Origin of the sequence: Actinomadura opuntiae, from assembly GCF_030283205.1 — a bacterium.
GTDB lineage: Bacteria > Actinomycetota > Actinomycetes > Streptosporangiales > Streptosporangiaceae > Spirillospora.
The window spans coordinates 80419-106560 of the sequence record NZ_JASNWF010000016.1; the positions used below are offsets into that span (position 1 = coordinate 80419).

Consider the following 26142-nt stretch of genomic DNA (forward strand, 5'->3'; position numbering starts at 1 on the left):
CCCGGGCCGCCGAGGGGCAACTCGGCGGCCCGGACTCCTCCGGGCTCAGACCTCGGGGAAGGCCAGGAACCGGGCGTGCAGGGTGCGCGCGCCCGGCGGCGGGTCGTCGTCGGCCCGCTTGTAGCGGTAGAGGAGCGCGATGTACTCCTCGAAGAAGGGACGCACCTGGTCGGGCGTCAGCGTGACGGTGGCGGTGGAGAACAGCAGGGCGTCCGCCCACTCGCCCATCCCGTCGCGTTCCCGCTGGTAGCGGGCCAGCATCTCCAGCTCGTTCGCGACCTCCAGCTTCGTCGCCTGCTCGACCGCCTCCCGCATCGCCGGCGACTGCTCGCGGTGGGGCGGGATCCGCCGGTCCGCCGGGACGGCCCGCCACCAGCGCTCCCGCCCGCGCTTGAGCTCCGGCACCTCCTCGACGAACCCGTACTTGGCGAACTGCCGCAGGTGGTAGCTCGTCGCGCCGGTGCTCTGGCCCAGCTCGCGGGCGAGTGTCGTGGACGAGACGGGCCCGCGCCGCATGATCTCCGCGATCCGCTGCCGGAGCGGGTGGGCGAGCAGCCGCACCTGCCGCGGGTCGGTGATCATCTCGGGGGCCGGCTGCTCTTTCGGCGGCCGGTGCGGGGGCGGCTGCCCGGGCGGCGGTTGCTCCTTCATGACGTGGACGCTACGAGTTGCAAAGGGCCTTTGCAATGCCTCTTGGCATAGTTCGCCGCAGAGGGGGAGGGGCGTGGCGCCCGCGGGGGAGGCGCCCGCTACCCCGCAGGTTCCGGTTCTGCTGCGTGATCGATCCGATACGTGCTGAAACAATTCCCGTGTCCTTGGCTGACGGGCACTCCTGCGGTCAACTAAAGTCGTTGGCGTCGGTGAGGTTCGGGAGGGGCCGGATGAGCAACAAGACGGAAGAGATCGCGCCGAGCGCGACGCTGGCGGACAAGGTCGAATGGCTGATCCGCAACCTGTGGCCGGCGGACGCGCAGCCGCCGCGCAACAACGTCGAGACCGCCGCCGCCATCGCGCGCACCACCGGTGAGGACATCTCGTCCACCACCGTGTGGAAGCTGCGCACCGGACGCCAGGAGAACCCCCAGCTCAAGACCCTCCGCGCGCTCGCCACCTTCTTCGGCGTGCCGATCGGCTACTTCGGCCGCCCCAGCGAGACCGCCCCCATCGACGAGGACATCACCCTCAAGGCGCTGCGCCGCGACGTCGAGCACGGCATCATCCGGCCCGAGGTCCTGCGCGCCCTGGTCGACCTGTCGCCGGAGGCCCGCTGGGTCGTCGACGAGATGATCCTCAGTGCCGCCGAGGCCGACCGCCGCCGGCAGGCCGCGTCCTGACCCTCCCGCCGCGACCCTCCGGCTCAGGGCAGATCGGTGCGCCAGAGGGTCGGGGCGGTGCCGTCCGTACCGGTGGCGACGAGGCCCTTGCCCTGGAGGGCGAGGCCCGTCAGCCGCTGGCTCCCGTCACCCTCCAGGCGGGCGCCGTGCGGACGGGCCATCCGCCAGGACGTGCCGTCGGGGGAGCTCCACAGCGCGACGTCGTCGGTCCCGGCCGGTGTCCCGGCGAGGACGAAGCCGCGCGGCGTCGCCAGGCTCGCCGTCAGCGCTGACGCCTGGACGGTCTGCGCGCGCCACGTCCGTCCCGCGTCGGACGACACGGCGACGACGTTGCCCGCGCCCGTCGCCACCACGGTGTCGCCGCGCGCCACGACATGGGTGAAGGGACCTTGTGCCTGCGGCGGCTGTACCGACGTCCACTTCGCGCCGTCGTCGGACGTCCACACGGCGGGCGCGCCATTGCGCTCGCCGACCGCGACATAGCCCTTCGTCACGGAGACGACGTCGTGCATCTTCCCGTCCTGGAGATCACCGGATCCGGCGGTCCACTGGGCGAGGTCGTTAGAACGCCATGCGATAGGTGATTTGTCCGTCGACCCCACGACGACGTAGCCCGCCTGTCCGTAGGCGGCGCCGCCTAGCTCGCCGTCGTCATCCGCTGGGGCCGTCGCGGGGTTCCACGCGTTCGCGTCGTTCGAGGTGAGGAGGAGCAGCCCTTCGGCCCGTAGGCCGCACCCGCCAGCCGTTGCACGCCCGGCCCTGCGAGGCCCGTGCCGCCGGCGCGCGTCCACGTTTTACCGTCCCTTGTCGTCCAGACGGCTGCCTCGCCTGCGCCGCTACCGACCGCCAGCGTCGTGCCATTGGCGGACGTCAAACGCCTGATGGTCCGGTCCGGTGTGACCGCGTCGGGGATGGAGAGCAGGTCGATGTCCCCGTGGCGCGCGCCCGGAGCCGTCAGGTAGGCGCCGGTGTTCTGGTGTCCCGCCACAAGAACGCCCTTGGGGAGCGCCGCCGTCGACTCGGCCTTGCGCCCCTGGTCCGTCGCGAGCCTCTCCACGGGCTGCCAGTTGACGCCGTCCGTGCTCCGCTGCACGGCCACGCGCCCGTCGCTGAGCGGCGTGAGCGCGGCCAGCCCCGCGTCGGAACCGCCCAACGCGGCCAAGCTGGAATAGGTGCGCCGGTCGATGGTGCTGGCACGCGTCCAGCCGACGCCGTCGGACGACCGGAAGAACACCGCGAGAGCGCGCTTCTTCGGGTTCTTCGACGACCCGCCCGTACGGCGCCCCTCCCGCGCCGCGAAGAAACCGCCGGGCCCGGACGTCAACGCCACCACCGGCCCGTACGAACCGTCGCTCTGCGGAACCTCCGCACGGGCCCACGTCCGTCCGCCGTCGGCGGACCGCCACAGGTCGCCCTTGTCGTTCCTCACGACGAGCGTGTTCCCGCTCGTCGCGATGCTCTGCGGGCCGCCCTGGAGAGCGGGCTGTTGCCGCTGCCACGTGGTGCCGTCCGAGGACGTCCACAGGACGGGCGCATTCTGGCTGGTCCCGATCGCGGCGAAGCCCGCCGAGGTGGCGGCCAGCCCGGTCACGTGGTCGCCCGGATTGAACACGCCCTTGCCGGCGGTCCGATGCGACCACGTCCGGCCGTCCGCGCTCGTCCACGCGGCCACGCCTCCGGGGCCCTCGCCCAACGCTGCCCACGACCGGCTCCCCGCCGCGACGACCTGGGGCACGTCGCCGCTCGTCCCGCCCTCGTCCTTCACCTTCGCGGCGTTCCACGCCTTGCCGCCGTCGGACGACACAAGGATCTGCCCGCGCGGCGCGTCCACGGTCTCGCTGCCGACCGTCACCGCCGTGTCACCGCGCACCGCGACCGCCGTGATCGACTGCTCGTGCCCGTCGTACAACGCCGGAGGCACCGCGAACACCTTGTCGGCCGCCTCCGCGCCCTCGGCGCCGCCGCCTCCGCTGCCACCGCCGTCCCGCACCAGGTACGCCACGCCCCCCGCCACCAGCGCCGCGACCGCCGCGACCGCGATCCCCGACCGCAGCCCGGGCCGGAACACCCGCGTCGCCCCGCCCTCCGGCGGCGTGGGCGCCCCCCGGGGCCGATCGAACACCGGCCCGTCCGCCTCCGCCCCCGCCCCGTCCCGAATCCGCACCCGCTCTTGCGCGCCACTCGCAACCGCCGCCGCACCCGCACGCGGCCCCGCCGACGGCCATGTGTGCAGGCCTGGACGCGCCGCGGAGGGCGTTCCTTGAGGTGGCGCCGCAGACGCACCGTGTGCGCCGGTACCCGTGTTCGCCTGCGGTTGGGCGTGTGGCTCCGGGGCTGGTCTTTGGCGTGGGCTGGACGGTGTTGCTTGGGGTGGCGCGGGGGTGGCGCCGGGTGCTTCGGCGTTTGTGGTCGTTTGGGGCGGCGTGTGTTTCTGCGGACGGGTGTGCGCTGCCGGCGTAGGCCCTGGACGGGGCGCGGGCGATGGTGCTGCTGCTGCCAGGGGGCTGGTGGGTGGGGCGGTCGGGGCGGTGGGGGTGCGTGGGGGGCGGCTGTGGGGTCTCGCCTGCTCGGCGGGTTCGTCCGCTGTGGGTTTCCGGGCGGACTTGGTGCGCCAGCTCGCCACGAGCTTGTCGCCCTCGGCGGGGGGCGGTTTGGGGTGGTCGGCGCGGCCCCAGTTCGGGGGCGGGGGAGTGGGGGAGCCGGGCGAGTCCTGGTCGTCAGGCCGGTCGGCCGTGCTCATATTCGCCCCCCTCGCGACAGCACAGAAGCGAAGTGTACGGAATTGCGGTGGATCGGAGGAAGGGCGGCGGGCGGGGAATGAATACCCCCTAGGCGTATGTTACGGTCCGACGCACATACCCCCTAGGGGTACAGCCGAGTGGAGGGACGGACCGTCATGTCCGCAGACCCGAGGCGGTGGTGGGCGCTGGCCGTGCTCGCCACCGCGCAGTTCATGGTGATCATGGACACGTCGATCATCGGGGTGGCGCTCCCCGACCTGCAGCGCGATCTGGGCTTCGGCCCGAGCGGGTTGCAGTGGGTGTTCAACGCCTACGTCGTCGCGTTCGGCGGGCTGCTGCTGCTCGGCGGCCGCCTGTCGGACCTGCTCGGCGCGCGGCGGGTGTTCGCGGCCGGCTGGGTGGTGCTGGTCGCCGGGTCGGTGGTCGCGGCGGCCGCCGGCGGGGCCGGGATCGAGATCGCCGGGCGCGCCGTGCAGGGCGTCGGGTCGGCGCTGATCGCGCCGTCCTCGTTGACGCTGCTGATGGCGCTGTTCTCCGCGCGGCCCAAGGAGCTGGCCAGGGCGATGGCGTTCTACGGCGCCGCCGCACCGGCGGGCGGGACGGCCGGGGTGTTCCTCGGCGGTGTCATCACCGAGTGGCTGAGCTGGCCGTGGGTGTTCATCATCTACATCCCGATCGGGCTGGCGACCCTGGCGCTGGTGCCGGGGTTGCTGCCGGACGTCCCCGGACGCCGCGCCGGGCTGGACGTGCTGGGCGCGGCGGCGGTGACCGGCGGGCTCGCCCTGGCCGTCTACGCGATCGTCCAGGCGCCCGAGCGCGGATGGGGTGCGACGGCCACCGTCCTGCAACTCGGCGGCGCGGTGCTGCTGCTGGCCTTGTTCGTGGCGTGGCAGCGGATCGTCCGCAGCCCGCTGATGCCGCTGTCGGTGTGGCGCACGCGCGGCCTGGCCGGTGCGAACGCGGCGATGGCGCTGCTGGGCGCCGCGTGGATCCCGATGTGGTACTTCCTCAACCTCTACCTGCAGCAGGTGCTCGGGTACGGGGCGTTCCCCAGCGGGGCGGCGCTGCTGCCGATGACCGCGCTGATGATGGTGCTGATGGTCGGCGTCACCGGACGGCTCATCGGGCGGTTCGGCACCGGGCCGCTCATCGTCACCGGGCTGCTGGTGCTGGCCGCGGGGCTGTTCGTGCTGTCGACGATCGACGCGGGCGGCGGCTTCTTCACCGATGTGCTCCCGGGCTCGCTGGTCTCGGCCGTCGGGATGTCGCTGGTGTTCATCCCGGCCACCATGGCCGCGATCGGCGGTGTCGCCCCGGAGCAGGGCGGGCTGGCGTCCGGCATCGTCAACACCACCTACCAGGTCGGTTCCGCGATCGGGCTGGCGGCGATGACCGCCATCGCCACCTCGCACGGCGGCGGAGAGCTCGGCAACCTGGGCGCTCTCACCGACGGGTTCCAGGCCGCGTTCGTCGGCGCCGCCGTCGTGGCGCTGGCCGGTTCCGGTCTCGCGCTGGTGACGCTGCGGGCCCGGTCGGCGCGCGCGGTCCCCGAGAAGGAGACGGTCGGCGCGTGAGCGGTGTCCGCGAGGCCGTCCCGCCGTGTGCGGGGCGGCCTCCGGATTACCCCCCGGAGGTTTCCGGCGGCGGTGATCAGGTACATCGACTGGTGATGGACGCCGGGAACCGGGAGGGGCGATGCCGCCGTACGCCGTGGTCCTGTCGGTCCTGGGGCTGGTGGGGGCGGTCATCGCGGCCGTCTACGCGGTGTCGTACATGGTCGCGCCGGAGATGGAGGGCGGGCCGTTCCTGTCGGGCGGGCGTCCGCGCGAGCAAGCGATGTCGCGCTACCACGTCCGCTGGTACGCGGTGACGATGGTGTTCCTCGCCTTCGACATGGAGATGGTCTTCATGTACCCGTGGGCGCTCGTGGTGGCGTCGGTAGGCGTCAAGGCCGTCGTCGAGATGTTCGCGTTCCTGGTGTTGCTGCTGGTCGGTGTCCTGTACGCGTGGCGCGAAGGGGCGCTGCGGTGGGTCTGAGACGGCGGTTGGAGCGGCCGGCGAAGCACAGCCCGCGCCCGTTCGTGGTGTCGGCGGCCGACGGGACGGGGGAGCGGCTCGCGGTCGAGGCCGGGTTGCGGCGGCGGGGGTGGCGGGCGGCGGTGTCACCGGCGGAGACGGGTGTGCTCGTCGTGTGCGGGCGTCCGGGGGAGGCGCTGGCGGAGGCGATCGACGAGGTCTGGTCGGGCATGCCGGGGCCGCGGGCGCGGGTCCGGCCGGACGCGCTGGACGACATCGTGTGGGACGGAACCCGGACGTCTCGCCCATCGGGCGAAGTGGAGACGGCCGGTCGAGCGGACGACCGGGACGGTCTGCGGCTCGACGTCCTGCACGTCCCGCTCGGTCCAGTGCTGGCGGACTGGCCCGCGGGCCTGCGGCTCGACCTGGCGTTGCAAGGGGACGTCGTGCAGGCCGCGGAGGCCGTGATGGTCGACACGGGCGGCGGGTCGTTCTGGGAGGGGCGGCCGGGGGCGCGCGGGCTCGACGGGCTCGCCCGCTTCTTGCGGGTCGCGGGCTGGGACGACGCGGCGCGGCGCGCCGCCGTTCTGCGGGACGACCTCCTCAGCGGCAAGGAGATCGGGGAGCGGTTCGACACGTTCGACCGGATGGTCCGGCGTTCGCGGTTGCTGCGGTGGATGACCAGAGGGATCGGGAACCTCACACCGGAGGCGGCGGAGCGGCACGGCGTCGCGCCGCAGCATGTCGGTGACGTCAACGACCGGTTGCGCGGGCGGCTCCGCGAGATCCGGCTCGCCCTCGACGGCGACGACTCGCACGGCCATGCCAGGGCCGAGGCGCTCGTGGCGGTGCTGCCCGAGCTGGTGAAGGGCACCGAGCTGGCGCAGGCCCGGCTGATCGTCGCGAGCCTGGATCCGGACCTCGCGGCGGTGCCGGCCGATGGTTGAGGTGCTCGTCCTCGGGCTGATCGCCGTCGCGGCGGCGTCGTTGGACGCGGTGCTCGCGGGCGGTCCCGGCCCGGTCCGGGAGGCCGCGCGGTTGCTGGTGACCGAGCGGCGCGCGACGCCCAGCGCGGACCGGCTGCTGACGCGGGCCGGTGCGATCTCGCTGCCGGTGGCGGCGGCGCTGGCCGCGCTCGTCGTGCCGTTCGGCGGCCACGCCGCGCTGGACACGCGGGTCGGCGTCGTGTGGTTCAACGCGATGGAGGTCGTCGCGTGGGCGTCGGTCTGGCTGGCGGGATGGGGCGTCAACTCCGCGTACGCGCTGGTCGGCGGGTACCGGTTCCTCGCGCAGGGCCTTGCGTACGAGCTGCCGCACATGTTCGCCCTCATCACGGCGGCGCTGGCGGCGCACTCGCTGGACCTGCGGGCGATCGGTGCGGCGCAGGACGGGCTGTGGTTCGGGGTCTGGATGCCGGGGGCGTTCGCGGTGTACCTGGTGTCCGCGCTCGCGATGGCGTTCTGGGGGCCGTTCGAGGCGCCGCTGGGCGCCGACATCGCGGGCGGAGCGGCGCTCGAACTGTCCGGCCCCGACCGCCTGGTCTTCCTGGCCGGACGGTACGGGCTTCTCACCGTGGCGTCGGCCGTGGCCGTCCCGCTGTTCCTCGGCGGCGGCGCGGGTCCGCTGCTACCCGCGTGGCTGTGGTCGGCGGTGAAGACCTGCGCCGTCCTGGCGCTGCTGGTGTGGGCGAGAAGGCGGCTGCCCGTCCTGCGGATGGACCGGTTCATGCAGGTGGCGTGGACGGTCCTCATCCCCGCCGTGCTGCTGCAGATGCTCGTGGTCGCGATCGTCGTCGTGGACTGAGGAGGTTCCCGTGACCGTCCTGTTCTGGGTGCTGGCCGTCGCGGCGGTCGCCTTCGGTGCGGCGGTGTTCGCCGTCGGGTCGATGGCGCGCGCGACGTTCGCGCTGCTCGCGTCGTTCCTGTGCGTCGGCGGCGAGCTGCTGCTGGTGGGCCTGCACTACCTCGGCGTGCTGGTCGTGCTCATGATGATCATGGAGATGCTGGTGATGGCGGTCTTCATGATCATGTACATGATGGACCCGGGCGGGCTGATGCCGATGTCGATGGTGCACAACCGGCGCGGCGCGCTGGCCGTCGCGGGGACGGTGTTCGCGGCGCTGGCCGCCGGGGTGTTCGCGATCCCGTGGCCGCAGCGGCGCGGCGCCGCGCCGCACGACCCGACCTTCGCGCTCGGCCAGTCGATCATGGGGCCGAAGATGCTGGTGATGATGGTGATCGGCATCGCGATCCTGGCCACGATGATCGCCACGGTCGTGCTGGCGACCCGGACGGGACGCTACGGCGAGGACGGTGTGCGATGACCCTCCAGGCGTTCCTGCTGCTCGCCGCCGCCCTGTTCAGCGTCGGCCTGTACGGCGCGCTGTCGCAGCAGTCGATCGTGATGCTGATGATGGGCCTGGAACTGATGATCAACGGCATCGTCGTCGCGGCGGGCGGGTTCTGGCACTGGGTGTCGCCGGGCGCGCCGGACGGCCAGGTCCTCGTGCTCGTCGCGATCACCGTGATGGCGCTGGAGATGGCGATGGGGTTCGCCGTCGTCACCGCCCTGTTCCGCGCCCGGGACGTGGACATGACCGACGACGCCGGAGACCTCCGAGGATGATCGTCGCGCTGGCCGTGACGCCGGCCGCCGCGGGTGCGCTTCTGCTGCTCGCGGGGCGGCGGGCCGATCGCGTGGCACCGGCCGCCGGGGTCCTGGCCGCGGTCGCGGTGCTGGCACTGGCGGTCGCGGCGGCGGTGACGCGTCCCGTCGCGCGTTTCGCGCTGCTGCCGGGGTGGCCCGGCGGGCTGGCCGTGGACGGGCTGTCCGGCGTGCTCGTGGTGACGGTCGCGTCCGTCCTGACCGCGATCCTGGTCTTCGCGGCCGCAGGCGGGTACGGCGCGCGGTTCTTCGGCCTGATGCTGCTGTTCGCGGGCGCGATGCTGGTGACGGTCACCGCGTCCGACCTAGTCCTGCTGCTGATGGGGTGGGAGGTCATGGGCGCGATGTCGTACGCGCTCATCGGCTACGAGTGGCGGGAGGCCGAGCCGGTGCGCTCGGCGGACGTCGCGTTCCTCACCACCCGCGCCGCCGACCTGGGCCTGTACGCCGCGGCGGGCTTCGCCATCGCCGGGACGCACTCGCTCACGCTCTCCTCACTGACCGGCGCAGCCGAACCATGGCGGGATCTCGCGGCGGGCGGGATCGTGCTCGCCGCGCTGGGGAAGTCGGCGCAGCTTCCGTTCTCGTTCTGGTTGTCCAGGGCGATGGCGGGTCCGAGTCCGGTCTCGGCGCTGCTGCACTCGGCCACCATGGTCGCCGCCGGCGCCTACCTGCTGCTGCGCCTGCATCCTCTGCTCGCGGCGACCGGATGGGCCGGCACGCTCGTCGCCTGGGTCGGCGCCGTGACCGCGCTCGCAATGGGCGCCGTGGCACTGGCGCAGAGGGACCTGAAACAGCTTCTCGCCGCGTCGACCTGCGCGCAGATCGGGTTCATGGTGCTGGGCGCCGGCGTCGGTTCCGTCTCCGGTGGGACGGCGCATCTCGTGGCGCACGCGACGGTGAAGAGCCTGCTGTTCCTGTGCGCGGGTGCCTGGCTGACGGCTCTGGGCACCAAGCGGTTGGACGAGCTGCACGGCGCCGCACGCCGATACCGGGTCGTCGGCGTCGCGTTCGGGGCTGCCGCGCTGGCGCTGGCGGGGCTGCCGCCGCTGTCGCTGTGGGTGACGAAGGACGAGGTGCTGACGGCGGCCGCAGAACGCTCGCCCGCGCTCCTCGCCGCCGGGATGGCCGCCTCCGTGCTGGCCGCCGCGTATTCGGCCAAAGCGCTGTTCGCGGTGTGGCGCGGTACGCGCAGCGACGGTCAGGTCGTGCCGTGGCTCGAGCGCCTTCCGCTGGTCGCCCTGGCGGTCGCGGCCTGCGTCCTCGGCGTGCTCGGGCTGCGCGGCGTCGCCGAAGCCCTGGGGATTCCAGGGGAGACGAAGGTGAGCGTCCTTGACCTGGTGGTTTCCGGTGTTCTGGCGGTGGTGGCGATCGTCGTGGTCCGGTTCGTGCGGGCCGTGTCGGCGCCCGCGTGGGTGGCCGACTGGCTGTTCCTCGAACGGGCCGCGAGGGCCGGGATCGTCCGTCCGGTGTTCGCGGTGTCGCGGGCGCTCGCCAGGTTCGACGACCGGGTCGTCGACGGCGCGGTCCGGTCCGTCGCGCGGGCCGGGCTGCGGACGGCCGACCTGGCCGCACGCGGCGCCGAACTTCGCGTGGACGGAATGGTCGACGGGGTCGGGCGCTGCGCGCGGCGGCTCGCCGGGCTCGCTCGCCGCCCGCAGACCGGGCTGGTCCACACCTACTACGCGCAGGCGGCGGTGCTGCTCGCGGTGCTCGTCGTCGTCGCCGTGTTGGCCGGGTGGTGAGGCGTGCTCTCGCTGGTCGTCTTCCTGCCGCTGGCCGTCGCGCTCGTCCTGCCGGTCGCGCCGCGCCGCGCCGTGCCGTGGACGTGGATCGCGGTCACGGTCGCCGACCTCGCCCTCATCGTGAGCATGTGGCTCGCGCACGGCACCGGGCCCGGCGTCGCCTACGAGGCGGATGTGCGCTGGATACCGTCCGTCCGGGCGGGCTACCACGTGGGCTTGGACGGGCTGTCCTTCCCACTCGTCACGCTGACGGCGGTACTGTTCGCCGCCTGCGCCGTCTACTCGATCCGGCAGCTGCACCGGGTTCGGGCGTTCGCGATCCTTTTCCTGTTCTTGGAGACGGTCTGTCTGGGATTGTTCGCCGCCCTGGACCTGCTGCTTTTCTTCGTCTTCTTCGACCTGTCGATCGTCGGCATGTACTTCGTGATCCTGCTGTGGGGGCACGGCGATCGGGCGGCGTCGGCGCTGAAGTTCTTCCTCTACACATTCCTCGGCTCGCTGGTCCTGCTGCTCGGATTCATCGGCCTGTACCTGGGCGCGGACCCGCACACGTTCGACATGGTGGAACTGACCAGGCACCCGCCGCTCGCCGGGTCGCCGGGGCTCGCCGGGCTGACGCTGCTGGCCGTCGGCATCGGCCTCGGTATCAAGACGCCGGTCGTCCCGTTCCACACGTGGCTGCCGCCCGCGCACACCGACGCGCCCGCCGCCGGGTCCGCGATCCTTGCCGGGGTCATGCTGAAGATGGGCACCTACGGGTTTGTCCGGATCGCCATGCCGATGCTTCCGGACGCATGGCGGCGCTACGCACTCGTCTTCCTCATCGTGGGCCTGATAAGCGTCCTGTACGGGGCGCTCGTCGCGCTGGCGCAGGACAATGCGAAACGGCTCGTCGCGTACACGTCCGTCAATCACATGGGCTACATCGTCCTCGCACTGGGTGCGGCCGGATACGCGTCCGGCGACGTGGACGCGCGGCGGCTCGCCGTCACCGGGGCCGTCACGCAGATGGTCTCGCACGGGCTCGTCACCGGCGCGCTGTTCCTGCTGTGCGGCGTCCTGTACGACCGCGCCGGAAGCTACGACATCGGGCGGTTCGGCGGCATCGCGCGGACCGCGCCCGTCTACTCCGGGATGCTGGCGCTCGCCGCGTTCGCGTCCCTCGGACTGCCCGGCCTGTCGGGATTCGTCGCGGAGTTCCAGATCTTCGCCGGGACGATCGGCAGCGGCACCACGGCGGCGGCCGTGACCGGCGCGCTCGCCGTCCTCGGCATCCTCGTCACGGCGGCGCTGTTCCTGCGCGTCCTGCACCGGGCAGTGCTGGGCGCGCCCGGTGAGCTGTCCGGGCAGGTAGCGGACGTGCGGCGGGCCGAACTCGCGGCGATCGTCCCGCTGCTGGCGCTGTCGGTGCTGATCGGCGTCGCGCCGCGCGTCCTGCTCGACACGATCGAGCCGCTGTCGGCGGCCGTGACCGCGCTGGTCGGCCGATGAACGAGAACCCCGCCGACGTCGCGCCCGAGCTGTGCGTGCTGATCGCCGCCGTCCTCGGCCTGGTCAACGGGCTGTTCCTGCCCCGCACCCGGCAGTGGCGGGTCGCCGCGATCTGCGCGGCCGGGCTGGTCGCGGCCCTCGTGGTCGCCGCCGTCGACGCGACCCGGCCGGACCTGGTCGTGTTCGACGCGTTCTTCGTCGACCCGATCACCCACGTCACCCGGATCGCGGTACTCGGCTCGACGCTGCTGGTCCTCGGCCTCGCCGCCGGACCGGTCCGCGACCATCCGCGGGAGAGCGAGCACTACGTCCTGATCCTGCTGTCGGCGCTCGGCGCGATGGTGCTCGGCGCCTCGTCCGACCTGCTCGTCGTCGTCGCCGCGTACCTGCTGGCGAGCATCCCCGCGTACGCGCTCGCGGGGTTCGGCAAGGACGCGCCCGGCACGGAAGCGGCGTTGAAGTACTACCTGATGGGCGCGTTCCTCGGCGTCGTGATGCTCGCGGGCGTCACGCTCCTCTACGGGGTCGGGCGCGGCACCGCTTACGGGACGCTCCGCGCCGGCCTCGCCGACGCGCCGTCGGCGGCGGTGTCCGCAGGCGTCGTCGCGTTGCTGGCCGGGCTGCTGTTCAAGGCGGGCGCCGTACCGGGACACTTCTGGATCCCCGACGTCACCGAGGGCGCGCCCCCGGCGGTCGCCGCGTTCGTCACGACCGTCCCGAAGATCGGTGCGTTCGCCGCGCTGCTGCGGTTCGGTGCCGAGGCCTTGCCGCCGGACGCCGCCGGATGGCCGACGGTCGTCGCGGTGATCGCGGCGGCCACGATGACGCTCGGCAACCTCGCCGCGTTCGGGCAGGACAACGTCCGCCGGCTGCTCGCCTACTCCACCGTCAGCCAGGCCGGATACCTGCTGGTCCCGGTCGCGATGGCGGGCCGGACCGACCTCGCGCAGACCGCGCTGCTGTTCTACGTCGCGGCCTACGCGGTGACGAACCTCGGCGCCTTCGCCGTCGTCCTGGCGGTCGGCCGCGACGACCTCGCCTCCTACACCGGCCTGCTGCGCGCCTCCCCGCCCCTCGGGCTCGCGCTGGTCGTGTGCCTGCTCGGCTTCATCGGGACGCCGCCGACCGCTGTCTTCGTCGGAAAGGTCCTGATGTTCGGCGCGGCTCTCGATGGCCACTACGTCTGGCTCGCGGTCGTCGCCGCCGTCAACACGGTCGCGAGCGTCTTCTATTACCTGCGCTGGATCGTCCCGCTGTTCCGGCGGCCGGACGGCGAGTTCACACCGGCCCGGGGAGCGTCGGCGGTCGCCATGGTGGCCGCGCTGTTCTCGCTGGTCCTTGGCATCGGCGCCGGGGTCGCGCTCACCGCATGACCGGCAGCTCGATCCAGGACGGGCGTCCGGCGTCGTGGAAGACGGTCTGCTCCGCGCGCACCATCGACGGGTGGCGGTCGAACCGGGGGAAGTTCGACGAGGCGACCTGCACCCGGATGCGGTGCCCGGCCCGGAACGTCTGGCTGGTGGCGGCCAGGTCGATCTCGTGCCGGGTCGCGTCGCCGGGGGAGCGGACGATGCCGTCCAGCACGTTCATCGCCCGCCCGTCCGGCCACACGTCGACCAGCTTGGCCGTCCAGTCGGCGCCGGGCGCGGAGGTCGCCGCGTGCAGGACCGCCCGGACCGGCCCGGTGACCTCCACGTCCCGGTCGAGCACGGGCGTGGTGAAGACGAGGACGTCCGAGCGCGCCTCCACGGCCCGCTGGTCGCGCGGCCCGACGTTGACCGGGTCGTTCAGCAGCAGGTTGCCGCCGTGCGTGGGGACGGGGTCGTCCGGGTCGTGCACGAAGCGGGACGGCGACGCGTCGCACTCCGGCGCGTCAGCGGACAGAGAACCGCCAGAGTGCAGGTAGTACCGGGTGGTGGTGGCGCCGGGCGGCGGCCATGACTCGGCGTCCCGCCACACGTCGGCGCCCATCGTGAAGTACCGGACCGCCGGCCCGCCGGTGTCGCCGCGCAGGAACGCGATCTGCGCGGCCTCCAGCTGTGCCATCTGGGCGGACGCCGCGTGCCCGAAGTACAGCTCGCCGACGCCGCCCGTCTGGGACAGGTGGGACCACGGTCCGATGACGAGGCGCCCGCCAGGAATGCGCCGGTAGTTCTCCAAGGTGCCGCGCAGGAAGACGTCGAACCATCCGGCGACGTGCAGGACCGGGACGCCGATCCGGTCGTGCCGCAGCGTCTCCGCGAGATCCGTCCAGTACGAGTCGCGTTCCGGATGGTCGACCCAGTCGCGCCAGAACGGGAACGCGTCGGCGACGGCGGGGATCTCGCGCAGCGGCAGCGACCGCATCGCCGCGTCGGGATCGGCCAGCACCTTCATCAATGGCCCGAGGCGGGCCGCGCCGCCGTTCTCGATGTCGTGCACCGCGCCGAGCAGCCCTTGGAGCGCGCCCCAGAAGAACGCCGACCCGAGCGCGAACGCGCCGCCGTGGTACTTCAGCCCATCGTAGAAGTCGTGCGGGGTCATCGCCGCGACGACGGCCTTCAGCGCGTCCGGGCGCTCGGACGCGAGCTGGAGCGCGCATCCGGCGAGGTAGGAGTTGCCGGCGGCGACGACCTCGCCGTTCGACCACGGCTGCACGGTGATCCACTCGACGGTGTCGGCGCCGTCGCGCCCCTCGTCCACCCAGGGCGTGAACTCGCCGTCGCTGTTGCCCCGGCCCCGGCAGTGCTGCAACACCACGGCCATCCCGGCCCGCAGGCAGCCGGTGACCGGAGCGGCCCGGAACACCGGCTCGCCGTAGGGGCCGCGCATCAGCACGGTGCGGTGCCGCCCGTCGCCGGCGGGCCGGTGCACGTCCGCGCGCAGGACCGTCCCGTCGCGCATCTCGATCGGCTGGTCCAGGACGGTGACGGCCGCGAGCGCGGGACGGTCGAGCTTCGTCACGGAGGTCCCTCCGGGTGGACGGCGGCGCCCGGCGGTGTGCGCCGCCGCAGACGCTAGGCAGTCCGATGGTGGCCGTCAAGAATCCGCCTAGCTTCCTGGGCGGGCGCCCAGCGAGCCGTCCTAGCGGCTTGGGCCGCCGCCGAACCACTCGCCCGCGGTGCGGGCCGGGGGCGGGGCGTCGCCGGGACGCGGCGCCGCGCGCGACCCGCCCTCCTGCAGCGAGCGCAGCCGTTCCTGCAGGGCGCGGTCGGCGTGGATCTCGTCCTCGCTCGGCGCCATCGCGATGATGATCAGCAGGGTCGTCGACACGACGGCGATGCCGCCGATGAGCGGCAGCAGGAAGTCGATCGGGTCGGCGCCGCCGGTCGCGCCCGCGTTCCCGTCCATGGTCACCCGCATGGCCGCCATGCCCGTGTAGTGCATGCCGGTGACCGCGACGCCCATGATCAGCGCGGCCCCGGCCGTCTCCCAGCTGCCCTTGGCACGCAGGCAGAACCACAGCGCCACCGTGGACGCCACCACCGCGATCACCACCGACAGCGCGACCAGCCCGGGCTGGTAGCCGATGTGGCCGGACATCCGCATCGCCGCCATGCCGCTGTAGTGCATGCTCACCACGCCGATGCCCATGATGACGCCGGCCGTGACGATGACCGGCGTCCCGGAGCCGCCGAAGCCGACGATGAACAGCCCGACCGCGACGACCACCACGGCCGCGAGGCAGCTCAGCAGCGTGATCGGGACGTCGTAGCGGATCTGCATGCCCGAGATGCTGAAGCCGAGGATGGCGATGAAGTGCATCACCCAGATCCCGGTGCCGCCGATCGCCAGCGCCGCGAGCGCCAGCCACGAGGCGCGCGAGCGGCCCGTGGACGCGCGGGCGCGCGACGTGCACAGCAGCCCGAGGAACGAGCCGACGAACGACATGAGGTAGGCGCACACGGGGGTCAGCAACCCGTATGAGAAATGGTGCACGTGGGCCATGCGATCCCCCGTGAAGCACGAGACCACTGGTGAGGTGGCCGCATCATAACCGCACTTATCCGGGCAAATTGGGAACCATGCAGGTATTGGTCCGAAAATCGACCGCCCGTGCGCGGGCGCTCACCCCCCGGAGCGGCCACCGGACGGGCCGCGTGCGGGAGGACGGTCAGGACAGCAGGCCGTGCTCCATCGCCAGGTCGAGCGCGGACCGGGACGCCGGGGCGAGCAGGTGCCGGTCGGCCGGCGCGACGTAGCGGTACTCGTCGACCTCGCCCGACGCCGCGATCGACCCCCGGCACGACGCGGTGAAGCACGCCATCCGGGCGTGCGTGAAGTCGGGCTGGTCGTGCGCGGGCGCGCGGATCACGCCGAGGCCGCGCAACGACGCCCGGTCCAGCTCGACGCCCAGCTCCTCGCGGACCTCCCGCGACAGCGCCGCCCAGTCGTCCTCGCCCGGCTCCCGCTTGCCGCCGGGAAGGTACAGCAGGTCACGGCCCCGCGACCGGACGGTCAGCAGCCGCCCGTCCACCACCCGCACCCATGCCACCACGTCCAGATCCGCCACGACGCCCACCCTAGATGCGGCGCGACTCCAGGACGCGGCGCAGGAACTCGCGGGTGCGCGGCTCGGCCGGCTCCTCGAAGATCTGCTCGGCCGTGCCGCGCTCCAGCAGCACGCCGTCGGACAGGAAGCAGACCGTGTCGGCGATGTCGCGGGCGAACCCCATCTCGTGGGTCGCCAGGACCATCGTCATCCCGGACTCCTTCAGCTCCCGGATGATCCCCATCACCTCGGTGACCAGCTCCGGGTCGAGCGCGGAGGTCACCTCGTCCAGCAGCAGCAGGCTCGGCCGCGTCGCCATCGCCCGGATGATCGCGACGCGCTGCTGCTGGCCGCCCGACAGCCGGTCGGGGTACTCGCCGGCCTTGTCGGCCAGGCCGAACCGCTTCAGCAGCTCGTGCGCCTGGTCGACGGCCTCCGCCTTCGGCCGCCTGTGCACCCGGACGGGCGCGAGCGTGATGTTGTCCAGCACCGACATGTGCGGGAACAGGTTGTAGGCCTGGAACACCATCCCGATCCGCTTGCGGACCTCGTCGGGGTCGGCGCCGGGGTCGGTGATGTCGTCGCCCTCCAGGAAGATCGCGCCGTCGTCCACCGTCTCCAGCACGTTCACGCAGCGCAGCAGCGTCGACTTGCCCGACCCGGAGGCGCCGATGAGGCAGACGACCTCGTGCGGCGCCACGTCAAGGTCGACGCCGCGCAGCACCGGATGCGCGTGGTAGGTCTTCCAGACGCCTTCGACGCGCAGCAGCGGTCCGCTCATGTGCCGCCTCCGGGGGCGCGGCGGCGTTCGGCGCGCACCGCGAGATGGTCGGTGAACCGGGCCAGCGGCACGGTCAGCGCGATGAACAGCACCGCCGTGGCCAGGTAGGGCGTGTAGTTGAAGTTGGCGGCCGAGTGGATCTGCGCCTGCCGCAGCGCCTCCAGCGGTCCGAGCACCGCGACGAGCGCGGTGTCCTTCTGCAGCGAGGCGAAGTCGTTCAGCAGCGGCGGGACGACCCGGCGCACCGCCTGCGGCAGCACCACGAACCGCAGGCTCTGTGTCTTGCTCAGCCCGAGCGACCGGGCCGCCGCGCGCTGGCTCGGGTGGATCGAGTCGATGCCCGCGCGGAACACCTCCGCCACGTACGCGCCGTAGGACAGCACGAGCGCGAACCCGCCGAGCACGGCCGGGCTGTCCGGGACGCCCTGCAACCGCAGCGCGGGCAGGCCGAACCCGACCAGGTACACCAGCAGGATCGTCGGGATGCCGCGGAACACGTCGGTGTAGGCGACGGCCAGGGCCCGCAGCGGGAAGAACAGCGGATTGCGCAGCCCGCGCGCGAGCGCGACCAGCATCCCGAGCACCAGGATCACCGGCTCGGCGATCAGGAAGATCCGCACGTTCAGCCAGAAGCCGCGCAGCACGTCCGGGAACGCGTTCGTGAACTCGCCCCAGTTGAAGAACGTCTCGTGCACGCGCGGCCAGCCCGGCGACGTCACCACCACGGCCAGCACGACCGCGACGCACACCGCGGTCGACGCGGCGGCGAGCGACCCGCGTCGGACGCCGGCGCGGCGGCGCCGCCGCTCCCGCTCCAGCTGCCGCTCGCTCTTGACCCAGGCGGTCTCGCCGCCCGCCTGCGCGGTCATCGCCCGGTCACTTCAGGACGGGCGCGCCGGCCGAGGAGGTCAGCCATTGCTGCTGGATCCTCGCGAGCTCGCCGGACGACTTCAGCTGCCCGATCGCCTGGTTCAGGCAGCCGACCAGCGTGCTGCCCTTCTCCATCAGCAGCCCGAAGTGCTCGGTGGAGCCGCCCTCGGTCTGCGGCAGCTGCCCGACGATCTTCGAGCCGTCGATCTGCGCGGCGGTGACATAGAACGCGGTCGGCAGGTCCACCAGCAGCAGGTCGACCTGCTTGTTCTTCAGCGCGTTCACCGCGTCGATCTGGGTGTTGAAGATCTTCGGCTGGCCGTCCGGCTTGATCTGGTTCTGCACCGCCTGCAGCGCGGTCGTCCCGACCTGCACGGCGATGCGCGCCTTCTTCAGCTCCGCGATGCTCGTCGCGTCGGCGAACTTGCCGCTCTTGAGCGCCACGACGCCCTGCTGGACGTCGTAGTAGCCGTCGCTGAACGTCACGGCCTTCTCGCGGGCCGGGGTGGCCGAGATCTGGTTGATGTCGAAGTCGAAGTTCTTCGGGCCGGGTGCGTACGACGACTCGAAGGACTGGGTCGTCCAGCTCACCTGGTCCTTGGTGAAGCCCAGCTTCCCGGCGACGGCGTAGGCGACGGCGCTCTCGAAGCCCTGCCCGTTGGACGGGGCGTCGTTCTTGAACCACGGCTCGAACGCGGGCTTGTCGGTCGCGACCGTCAGCTTGCCGGGCGACTTCAGCGGCAGCTTGTCCTTGGTGCAGGACGCGGGGCTCTTGCTCGCCGAGGCGGTGGAGTCGTCGTCCTGCGGAGCGCAGGCGGTGACGGCGAGGGTCAGCGCGGCGACGCCGGTCAGGGCGGCCACGAGGGGACGGCGGGTCACGGAGGTGCCTCCAGCGTTGCGGGGGTTGCGAATCAGGACTGCGGGGCGGTGCGCCCGTTGGTGGAGCGCCCGGTGGCGGCGCGCAGGGTGACGGCTCGCGCGCCGGTCAGGCCGAGGACGTCGGCGGCGCGTCCCTGGTTGACGCCGAGGCCGAGCCAGCCGGAGGAGTCGATCCACAGCAGCGGTTCGCCTACGGCGACGCTGCCGAAGGTCCCCTCGAACGGGACGCGGGCGGTGCGGGACGTCCCGTCTGGAACGCTCCATTCGAGATCGAGGGGAGTGCCCGGCTCCAGCGCCCCGAACGCGGCCGCGAGGTCGTCGCGCTCCGCGCCCAGCACCAGGCTGCCGAACCGGTCGGTGTACAGCACGGGGACGGTCAGCTCCCCCTCGCGGGCGGCCGCGGCCGGCAGGTCCAGCGGCAGCGGCTCGACCCGCGCGCCGAGGCCGGCGACGTCGACTCCGGTCGCGACGTGCGCGGCGGCGGGGGAGAAGATGTCGCGGCCGTGGAACGACGTGGACACCTCCGGCAGCCGGTACGCCGGTTTCTCCAGCGCGTGCGCCCGGACGATGCCGCCGAGGGCCTCCGCCGCCGGCACCAGCAGCCCGTTGTCCGGCCCGACCAGCACGTCTCCGCGCCCGGTCTCGATCGCCACGGGGCGGCGCGGGGTGCCGACGCCCGGGTCCACGATGCCGACGTGCACGCCGACCGGCAGGTAGGGCAGCGCCTGCCGCAGCAGCATCGCGCCCTCCACCACGTCGAACGGCGTGATCTCGTCGCTGAGCACCAACACGGTCGCGTCCGGGGCGATCGTGTACACGACCCCGGCGCAGATCGAGGTGTAGGCGGCGCCGAAGTCCGTGGCGATGCTGACGAACGGGCGGCTTCCGGACATGGGCGACCTCGGCGGGACCTGCGGGAATGAAGGAGAGCAGAAGCCTACCAAGCCGATCTGGTGCCCGAACCTGCGCTTATCCTCCGGGGATGCGCGCCGATTCGCTCGATCCGCTCCTGCTGCGGACCTTCGTCGCCGTCGCCGACCTCGGCTCGTTCACGGCCGCCGCGGCGGCGGGCGGCTACACCCAGTCGGCGGTGTCCCGGCAGATCGCGGCGCTGGAGGACGCCTGCGGCGTCGAGCTGTTCGCGCGCGGCGCCCGCGGCGTGCGGCCCACCCCCGCCGGCGAGCACCTGCTCCCGCACGCCCGCGCCCTGCTGGACCGGCTCGCCGACACGGCCCGCGCGATGGAGGGGCTGCGCCGCCTCGACACCGGGACGCTGCGGCTCGGCGCGTTCCCCACCGCGAACGCGGCGCTGGTGCCGCGCGCCCTCGCCCGGTTCCGCGAAGCGCACCCCGGCGTGCGCATCGCGCTGCGCGAGGGCACCACCGACCGGCTGCTTACGCTGCTGGACGCCGGCGACCTCGACGTCGCGGTCGTCAGCACCCACATCGTCCCTGCGCTGCCCGCCGGCGACCTGGTCGCGCTGCTGGACGACGCGCTGCTCGTCGCCCTGCCCTCGGGACACCCGCTCGCGGCGCTGCGCCGCGTCCCGCTGGGCGAGCTGGCGGGCGAGGCGTGGATCGTCGCCGACACGCCCGACGCCGTCGCCGCGCTGCGCGCCCGCTGCGAGGCCGCCGGGTTCGAGCCGCGCACGCCGCTGCGGGTCGCCGAGTGGATCTCCAAGCTGGGCCTGGTCGCCGCGGGCTTCGGCGTCACCCTCGTGCCCGCGCTCGCGGCGGCGGCGATGGCGCGCGAGGACGTCGCGATGCGCCCGCTGGACCCCGGCCCGCCGGGCCGGACCGTGCACGCCGCCGTCGGGCGGCACGCGCGCAGGTCCCCGGCGGTCACCGCGTTCCTGGCCGACCTGCGCGCCGCCGCCGCCGAGCTGGGTTAGGGGACCGCGGCGACCACCTCGACCTCCAGCAGGGCGTCGGGGTGGAACAGCCGGGAGACCTCGACGGTCGTGCTGGTGGGCGCCGCGCCGGAGAAGTACCGCCGCCGGACGGCCCCGTACTCGGCGACCCGGTCCAGGTCGGTGACGAACGTCCGGACGTTGACGACGTCGGCGAACCCGGCGCCGTGCGCCGCAAGGATCCGCTCCAGCAGCCCGAAGATCACCTCGGACTGCCGGCCCATGTCGCCGGGAGCGTCGATCTTCCCGTCCTCGCCGAACGCGACCTGCCCCGACACGTACAGCATCGGCCCGGCCGTCACGTGCGCGGCGTGCGAGTAGAAGGGGTTCGGCGGCGGCGGGACGGTGGCGGGGTTGCCGAGCGCGACGCGCATGGGGGAGTCCTTTCGGGCGTGGTCCGCGAGTGCGATGAGGTCGTGGGGGCCGAGGCCGTCCGCCAGCGCGGCGGACGCGCGGGCGCGGGCGGCGGAGAGGACGCCCGACGCGGGCGCGCCCGGGGCGTCCAGCGCGAGGCCGAGGTCCTTGGCGGCGAGTGCGAGGGTGAAGCGCGGCGGCGCGCCGGGCGCCGCGTCGCGCAGCCTCCTCGCCTGCGCGCTGGTGCGGGCGAGCACGTCGAGCGCGAGGCCGCGGTCGACGCCGAGGCGGCCGGCGAGCGCGAGCGCCTCGCCGAGCACCGCGAAGTTCGCGACCAGCACGCCGTTCGCGACGAGCTTCAACGCGGCACCGGACCCGGGCGGCCCCACGTGCCGGACCCGTCCGAGCGCCTCCAGCGCGCCACCGGCGCGGGCGATGTCGTCGGCGGTGCCGCCCGCCAGCACCTCCAGCTCGCCCGCCTCCGCCTGCGGGACGCTCCCGACGACGGGCGCGTCGAGGTAGCCGACACCGTCCGGCAACCGGTCGCGGACGCGGCGCGCCGCGTCCGGGCCGATCGTCGAGGTGTCGGCGATCACGGCGCCGGGTGCCAGCGCGTCGGCGGCCCCGCCGGGACCGAACAGCACGTCCTCGACGGCGTTCCCGTCGGTGAGCATCGTGATGACGAGGTCCCGGCCGGCGGCGGCCTGCGCGGGCGACGCCGCGAGCGTCGCACCGGCCTCCACCGCCGGTGCGGCTTTGGCGGCGGTCCGGTTCCAGACCGCCACGTCGTGACCGGCCGCGATCAGCCGTCCGGCCATCAGGACGCCCATACGTCCCAGTCCGAGAAAAGCGATTCGTGTCATGGTGCGACCGACGCTAGGGGCCGCCGGGCCATGCCACCAGCGCAGCTTTCGCACAGTAGGCATGCGGCTGCCGCATGGCTCGGAACCCGTCTCAGCCGAAGCGGCGCGCGGAGGCGTTCTCCTGGGCCAGCCGGTGCAGGGCCGTCAGGACCTGCTCGTACAGGACGGTGGACACCAGCAGCGTGTGGACCGTCCGGGCGCGCGGCGCGCCGTCGGCGACGCGGCCGATCTCGTGCTCGGCGACCTCGGCGGCGGCCTTCACGTAGGGGCGCAGGTCGGTGAGCGTGATCGGGAAGCCGAGCCGGCGCAGCGCGACGAAGGTGTGCGCGAGCAGGTCGCGGGCGGGGGAGCGCTCGCCGACCGTCCAGCCGAGCTCGCGGACGAGCGCGTCGACGTCCTGGCGGGCGGCGCGCCAGTGCGGGTCGTGCGGCGCGGCGACGTGCGGGCCGATGGCGTACTGGGCGGTGCCGAACAGCTCGTGCAGGCTGACCCGCTCGTCCTCGATCGCCTCGACGATCCGCTGGATCGCCGCGACCGGCAGGTCGCCGACCTCGCGCAGCGCGCTGATCAGCCGGAGCCGCTCGAGGTGGCGGTGGTCGTACTCCGCGCGGGTCGCGCTCACCACCGAGCCCTTCGGGAGGAGGCCCTCCCGGATGTAGAACTTGATCGTCTGGACCGTCAGGCCGCTGCGATCGCTGAGCTCGGAGATCTGCACCGCGCACCTCCTTGTCCGGAGGTCAACGCTATCCAGGGCGCGCGGGCGGATACGGGCACTCGTCAAAGGTGGTCCGACTTGCGGTGCTTTGTCGTACCTGGTCCGGGCCGTGCCGGGCCCCTGCCCCGGCACGGCCCGCACCCCGGCGTCAGGCGGTCAGCCGGAGGTCGGCGACGGAGCGCCCGGCGCGCAGCGCGCACCCGCCGGGCAGCCGCTCGTCCAGCGCGACCCGGACGGTCGCCCGCTCGCCCGCCCCGGCCTCCGCGACCGCGAACCCGGCGAGCCGCAGCGGCAGGGCGTCCGACGAGGCGTAGCACTGGACGACCTCGCGCCCCGGCCGCTCACCGGTGTTGCGGACGGTCACCTCCGCCACCCCGTCCGACACCGTCAGCGACTCGTACTCCCAGGTCGTGTAGCCCAGGCCGTGTCCGAACGGGTACGCGACCCGGTCGGGTGCGTAGTGCCGGTAGCCGATCGCGGTGCCCTCGGCGTACGGCAGCGACCCGTCCTCGGCGGGGACCGGCGACAGGATGCCGTCCTCGGTCGCCGGGAACGTGGTGGGCAGCCGCCCGCCCGGCTCGGCGGCGCCGGTGAGCACGTCCGCGATGGCGTCGCCACCCTCCTGGCCGGGCAGCCACGCCCACAGCACCGCGGCGACCTCGTCCCGCCACGGCATCAGCACGGGCGCGCCCGCGTTCACCACCACGACGGTGCGCGGGTTGGTCGCGGCGACGGCGGAGACCAGCTCGTCCTGGCGGCCGGGCAGCGCGAGCGTCGTCCGGTCGAAGCCCTCGCTCTCCACGTCGTCGTTCGTGCCGACGACCACGACGGCCACGTCGGCGGCGCGGGCGGCCTCGACCGCCGCCGCCAGCTCCTCGTCCTCGGGCAGGTGCGGCTCGTGGTAGCCGATTCCGAACGCGGTCAGGAACGACCCGGGCCGGTAGGCGCGCCGCAGCTCCACCGGGACGGGTCGCCCGGCCGCGAGCCGCACCTCGACGCGGTGCTCCGGCGGGCGCATCATCGCCTCGACCGGGTCGCCACCGTCCAGCGACAGGTTCAGCGTCGCCGTCGTGTCCGCGATGCGCACGTCGTACTCGCCGACGCCGGCGACCGCGAAGGTGTGCACGCCGTCCGCGGCGGGCGTCACCTCGGCGCGCACGACGATCTGCGCCGTGGCGTCCGGAACGCCCTCGAAGAACATGAAGCGCGCGGCCCTGCGGTGCTCGGAGTCGAGGATCGCGCCGTCGGCGTCGATGAACTCCAGGCGCACCCCCGGCTCGCCCGTCTCCGGGTCGGCGGCCATGTCCAGCGGCAGCGCCGCCAGCCGCTCGTGCGGGTACACGCCCGCGCGCACGACCAGCTCGGTGTCGGCGCCGAGCGCCCGCCGCAGCCCCTCGACCGGCGAGACGACGTGCTCGGGGTTCACGTGCGCGCTGCCGCCGCCCTGCGCGCTGAACCGCACGGCGTTCGGGCCGATCAGCGCCAGCTTGCGGGGCACGTTCAGCGGGAGCACGCCGCCCTCGTTGCGCAGCAGCACGCACGCGCGCGCCGCCAGGGCGCGCAGCCGTGCGGGTGCGTCGGCGGGCGTCGTCACGGGCGCCGGCTCGGGGAAGCCCTCGAGTGCGCCGACCCGCGCGGCCAGCCGCAGGATCCGCAGCACCTTGTCGTCGATCAGGTCCTCGGCGACCTCGCCGTCGCGGACGGCGGTGACGAGCTTGTCCCGCCACGCGTTGCCGGGCATGCCCGGCATCTCCAGGTCCATTCCGGCGTTGGCGCTGGCCGCGGTCGAGCGGATCGCCGTCCAGTCCGACATCAGCACGCCGTCGAAACCCCAGCGCTCCTTCAGCACACCGGTCAGCAGCGCGTGGTTCTCCGTCATCGTCGTGCCGTTGACCTTGTTGTAGGCGGCCATCACGGCCCACGCGCCGGCCTTCACCGCGTCCTCGAACGGGCGCATGTACAGCGCGTCCAGCGCCTCGTCGCCGATGCGGGCGTCGTAGGACATCCGGGCGGTCTCGGAGTCGTTGCCGACGAAGTGCTTCACCGTCGCCGCCACCCCGGCCGACTGAACGCCCCGGACGAACCCGACGCCGATCCGGGCGGTGAGCAGCGGGTCCTCGGAGTAGTTCTCGAAATGCCGTCCGCCGAGCGGGGTCCGGTGCAGGTTGATCGTCGGCGCGAGCTGGACGTGCACGCCCTTGTCCCTGGCCTGCGCGCCGTTCAGCCGTCCCGCCTGCTCGGCGAGGTCCGGGTCCCACGTCGCGGCCAGCGCCGTCGGGCTCGGGAACAGCAGGCTCGTGCTCCGCTCGTCCCACGCGGTGCCGCGGACGCCGCTCGGGCCGTCCGACAGCACCACCTTCCGCAGCCCGATCCGGGGGATCGGGCGCAGCGACCAGAAGTCGGCCCCGGTCAGCAGATGGACCTTCTCCTCGAGCGTCAGTTCCGCGAGCCGCTTGCGCAGGCCGGACTCGTCGACGGTCATCGAACCTCCTCCTGGACGTTTCCGAACGAACCTCACCATATTTCGCGATACCGAGTACTCGGTAGGTTTGTTACCTGTACGTTATGGAGGTATCTGCGTAGAGTGAGGTGACGTGACGACCAGCACGGACCGGCGGCGCGGCTACGCCGCCGGCGACGCCAGACGCGAGCGCATCCTGCACATCGCGACGCAGGAGTTCGCCGAGCACGGCTACCGCGGCACCTCGCTGGCGCGCGTCGCCGAACGCGCCGGGCTGTCCCAGCCGGGCCTGCTGCACCACTTCCGCACCAAGGAGCAGCTGCTCGTCGCGGTCCTCGAACTGCGCGACCGGCGCGACATGGAACGCTTCTTCGCCGGCGACGAGGCGGCCGGCGGCCTGGACGTGCTCGCCGCGCTGGTCCGGGTCGTGGAGCACAACAGCCGCACGCCCGAGCTCGTCCGGCTGTTCGTGGTGCTGACGAGCGAGGCCGTCACCGCGGACCATCCCGCCCGCGCGTGGGCCCGCGCCCGCTACGTCCGGCTGCGCGGCTGGGTCGCCGACGCGCTGCGCCGCGCCGCCGACGCCGGGGACCTGCGCGCCGACCTCGACGCCGACGCCACCGCCGCCCGCCTCATCGCGATCATGGACGGCCTGCAGACCCAGTGGCTGCTCGACCAGGACGGCATAGACATGCCCGCCCTCTTTCAAGCCCACGTAGACGACCTGATGCAAACCCTCCGCCCCAGGGCCTGAACCTCGACCACCGGTCCACGGGACAGCCCGCGGAGCGAGCGCCAGCGAGCGCAACGGGATCCCCGGCGCGCCGCGCCCGGAAGGTCGGAGCCCC

Annotated in this window: 25 protein-coding genes; 12 read left to right on the forward strand and 13 right to left on the reverse strand. The window is 73.3% G+C overall.

What is annotated here, in order from left to right; all coding sequences use genetic code 11:
- Window positions 1-45 precede the first annotated feature (45 nt).
- Complete coding sequence (locus QP089_RS31375; protein ID WP_285916424.1) at window positions 46-651, reverse strand: winged helix-turn-helix domain-containing protein; 606 nt, start codon at window positions 649-651, stop codon at window positions 46-48.
- A 230-nt stretch (window positions 652-881) separates the two neighbouring features.
- Between QP089_RS31375 and QP089_RS31380 the strand changes: the two genes are divergently transcribed.
- Window positions 882-1334 carry a hypothetical protein gene (locus QP089_RS31380; RefSeq protein ID WP_285916426.1) on the forward strand — a complete coding sequence of 151 codons (453 nt, stop codon included), beginning with the start codon at window positions 882-884 and terminating at the stop codon, window positions 1332-1334.
- Between the two features lie 23 nt (window positions 1335-1357).
- Here QP089_RS31380 and QP089_RS31385 read toward each other — a convergent pair whose 3' ends face one another.
- Window positions 1358-1846, reverse strand: a complete 489-nt coding sequence (locus QP089_RS31385; protein WP_285916428.1) for a hypothetical protein — start codon at window positions 1844-1846, stop codon at window positions 1358-1360.
- 125 nt (window positions 1847-1971) lie between these two features.
- Window positions 1972-3456, reverse strand: coding sequence for a beta propeller repeat protein (locus QP089_RS31390; RefSeq protein ID WP_285916430.1), 1485 nt, complete (start codon window positions 3454-3456; stop codon window positions 1972-1974).
- A gap of 774 nt (window positions 3457-4230) precedes the next feature.
- Between QP089_RS31390 and QP089_RS31395 the strand changes: the two genes are divergently transcribed.
- The 9 genes from QP089_RS31395 to QP089_RS31435 all read left to right on the forward strand — a co-directional run bounded on the left by QP089_RS31395 (window position 4231) and on the right by QP089_RS31435 (window position 13364).
- Window positions 4231-5649, forward strand: coding sequence for an MFS transporter (locus QP089_RS31395; RefSeq protein ID WP_285916431.1), 1419 nt, complete (start codon window positions 4231-4233; stop codon window positions 5647-5649).
- A gap of 121 nt (window positions 5650-5770) precedes the next feature.
- Window positions 5771-6112, forward strand: coding sequence for an NADH-quinone oxidoreductase subunit A (locus tag QP089_RS31400; RefSeq protein ID WP_285916432.1), 342 nt, complete (start codon window positions 5771-5773; stop codon window positions 6110-6112).
- Entirely contained in the window at window positions 6103-7038 is a 936-nt protein-coding gene (locus QP089_RS31405; RefSeq protein ID WP_285916433.1) for a hypothetical protein, read from the forward strand. Before QP089_RS31400 ends, QP089_RS31405 begins: the two co-directional genes overlap by 10 nt.
- Entirely contained in the window at window positions 7031-7894 is an 864-nt protein-coding gene (locus QP089_RS31410; RefSeq protein WP_285916435.1) for a complex I subunit 1 family protein, read from the forward strand. Before QP089_RS31405 ends, QP089_RS31410 begins: the two co-directional genes overlap by 8 nt.
- A 10-nt stretch (window positions 7895-7904) precedes the next feature.
- On the forward strand, window positions 7905-8414 hold the full coding sequence (locus QP089_RS31415) for an NADH-quinone oxidoreductase subunit J (protein ID WP_285916436.1): 510 nt from the start codon (window positions 7905-7907) through the stop codon (window positions 8412-8414).
- Window positions 8411-8716, forward strand: coding sequence for an NADH-quinone oxidoreductase subunit NuoK (gene nuoK, locus QP089_RS31420; RefSeq protein ID WP_285916439.1), 306 nt, complete (start codon window positions 8411-8413; stop codon window positions 8714-8716). The genes QP089_RS31415 and nuoK overlap by 4 nt, the downstream gene beginning before the upstream one ends.
- On the forward strand, window positions 8713-10500 hold the full coding sequence (locus tag QP089_RS31425; RefSeq protein ID WP_285916440.1) for an NADH-quinone oxidoreductase subunit 5 family protein: 1788 nt from the start codon (window positions 8713-8715) through the stop codon (window positions 10498-10500). Before nuoK ends, QP089_RS31425 begins: the two co-directional genes overlap by 4 nt.
- Window positions 10501-10503: 3 nt before the next feature.
- Complete coding sequence (locus QP089_RS31430; protein ID WP_285916441.1) at window positions 10504-11991, forward strand: complex I subunit 4 family protein; 1488 nt, start codon at window positions 10504-10506, stop codon at window positions 11989-11991.
- The gene (locus QP089_RS31435) at window positions 11988-13364 is read left to right on the forward strand and encodes an NADH-quinone oxidoreductase subunit N (protein WP_285916443.1); all 1377 of its coding nucleotides are present in this window, start codon (window positions 11988-11990) and stop codon (window positions 13362-13364) included. Before QP089_RS31430 ends, QP089_RS31435 begins: the two co-directional genes overlap by 4 nt.
- Here QP089_RS31435 and QP089_RS31440 read toward each other — a convergent pair.
- The 7 genes from QP089_RS31440 to QP089_RS31470 all read right to left on the reverse strand — a co-directional run bounded on the left by QP089_RS31440 (window position 13354) and on the right by QP089_RS31470 (window position 19885).
- Window positions 13354-14934, reverse strand: coding sequence for a CocE/NonD family hydrolase (locus QP089_RS31440; protein ID WP_285916445.1), 1581 nt, complete (start codon window positions 14932-14934; stop codon window positions 13354-13356). The two genes, QP089_RS31435 and QP089_RS31440, sit on opposite strands and share 11 nt — an antisense overlap.
- 120 nt (window positions 14935-15054) lie before the next feature.
- Window positions 15055-15918 (reverse strand): MHYT domain-containing protein, encoded by an 864-nt coding sequence (locus QP089_RS31445; RefSeq protein WP_285916447.1) that lies wholly within the window; start codon window positions 15916-15918, stop codon window positions 15055-15057.
- A gap of 166 nt (window positions 15919-16084) precedes the next feature.
- Window positions 16085-16483: an NUDIX hydrolase gene (locus QP089_RS31450; RefSeq protein WP_285916449.1), complete on the reverse strand. Its 399-nt coding sequence runs from the start codon at window positions 16481-16483 to the stop codon at window positions 16085-16087.
- 10 nt (window positions 16484-16493) lie between these two features.
- A complete protein-coding gene (locus QP089_RS31455) occupies window positions 16494-17243 on the reverse strand; it encodes an amino acid ABC transporter ATP-binding protein (RefSeq protein ID WP_285916451.1) in 750 nt (249 codons plus the stop codon).
- Window positions 17240-18112 (reverse strand): amino acid ABC transporter permease, encoded by an 873-nt coding sequence (locus QP089_RS31460; protein WP_285916453.1) that lies wholly within the window; start codon window positions 18110-18112, stop codon window positions 17240-17242. The genes QP089_RS31455 and QP089_RS31460 overlap by 4 nt, the downstream gene beginning before the upstream one ends.
- Before the next feature lie 7 nt (window positions 18113-18119).
- A complete protein-coding gene (locus tag QP089_RS31465) occupies window positions 18120-18992 on the reverse strand; it encodes an ABC transporter substrate-binding protein (protein WP_285916455.1) in 873 nt (290 codons plus the stop codon).
- Window positions 18993-19024: 32 nt separating this feature from the next.
- The gene (locus tag QP089_RS31470) at window positions 19025-19885 is read right to left on the reverse strand and encodes an SAM hydrolase/SAM-dependent halogenase family protein (RefSeq protein ID WP_285916456.1); all 861 of its coding nucleotides are present in this window, start codon (window positions 19883-19885) and stop codon (window positions 19025-19027) included.
- Between the two features lie 89 nt (window positions 19886-19974).
- Between QP089_RS31470 and QP089_RS31475 the strand changes: the two genes are divergently transcribed.
- A complete protein-coding gene (locus QP089_RS31475; RefSeq protein WP_285916458.1) occupies window positions 19975-20883 on the forward strand; it encodes a LysR family transcriptional regulator in 909 nt (302 codons plus the stop codon).
- Here the strand turns inward: QP089_RS31475 and QP089_RS31480 are convergent.
- From QP089_RS31480 to QP089_RS31490, 3 genes are all read right to left on the reverse strand, one after another.
- Window positions 20880-22118 (reverse strand): NAD(P)-binding domain-containing protein, encoded by a 1239-nt coding sequence (locus QP089_RS31480; protein WP_285916459.1) that lies wholly within the window; start codon window positions 22116-22118, stop codon window positions 20880-20882. The genes QP089_RS31475 and QP089_RS31480 overlap by 4 nt on opposite strands.
- Before the next feature lie 91 nt (window positions 22119-22209).
- Window positions 22210-22833 (reverse strand): MerR family transcriptional regulator, encoded by a 624-nt coding sequence (locus QP089_RS31485; protein ID WP_285916461.1) that lies wholly within the window; start codon window positions 22831-22833, stop codon window positions 22210-22212.
- Between the two features lie 148 nt (window positions 22834-22981).
- Window positions 22982-25315, reverse strand: a complete 2334-nt coding sequence (locus QP089_RS31490; protein ID WP_285916462.1) for a glycoside hydrolase family 3 protein — start codon at window positions 25313-25315, stop codon at window positions 22982-22984.
- A 112-nt stretch (window positions 25316-25427) separates the two neighbouring features.
- Here QP089_RS31490 and QP089_RS31495 point away from each other — a divergent pair, with 112 nt between their 5' ends.
- Window positions 25428-26048 carry a TetR/AcrR family transcriptional regulator gene (locus tag QP089_RS31495; protein WP_285916464.1) on the forward strand — a complete coding sequence of 207 codons (621 nt, stop codon included), beginning with the start codon at window positions 25428-25430 and terminating at the stop codon, window positions 26046-26048.
- Window positions 26049-26142: the final 94 nt, after the last annotated feature.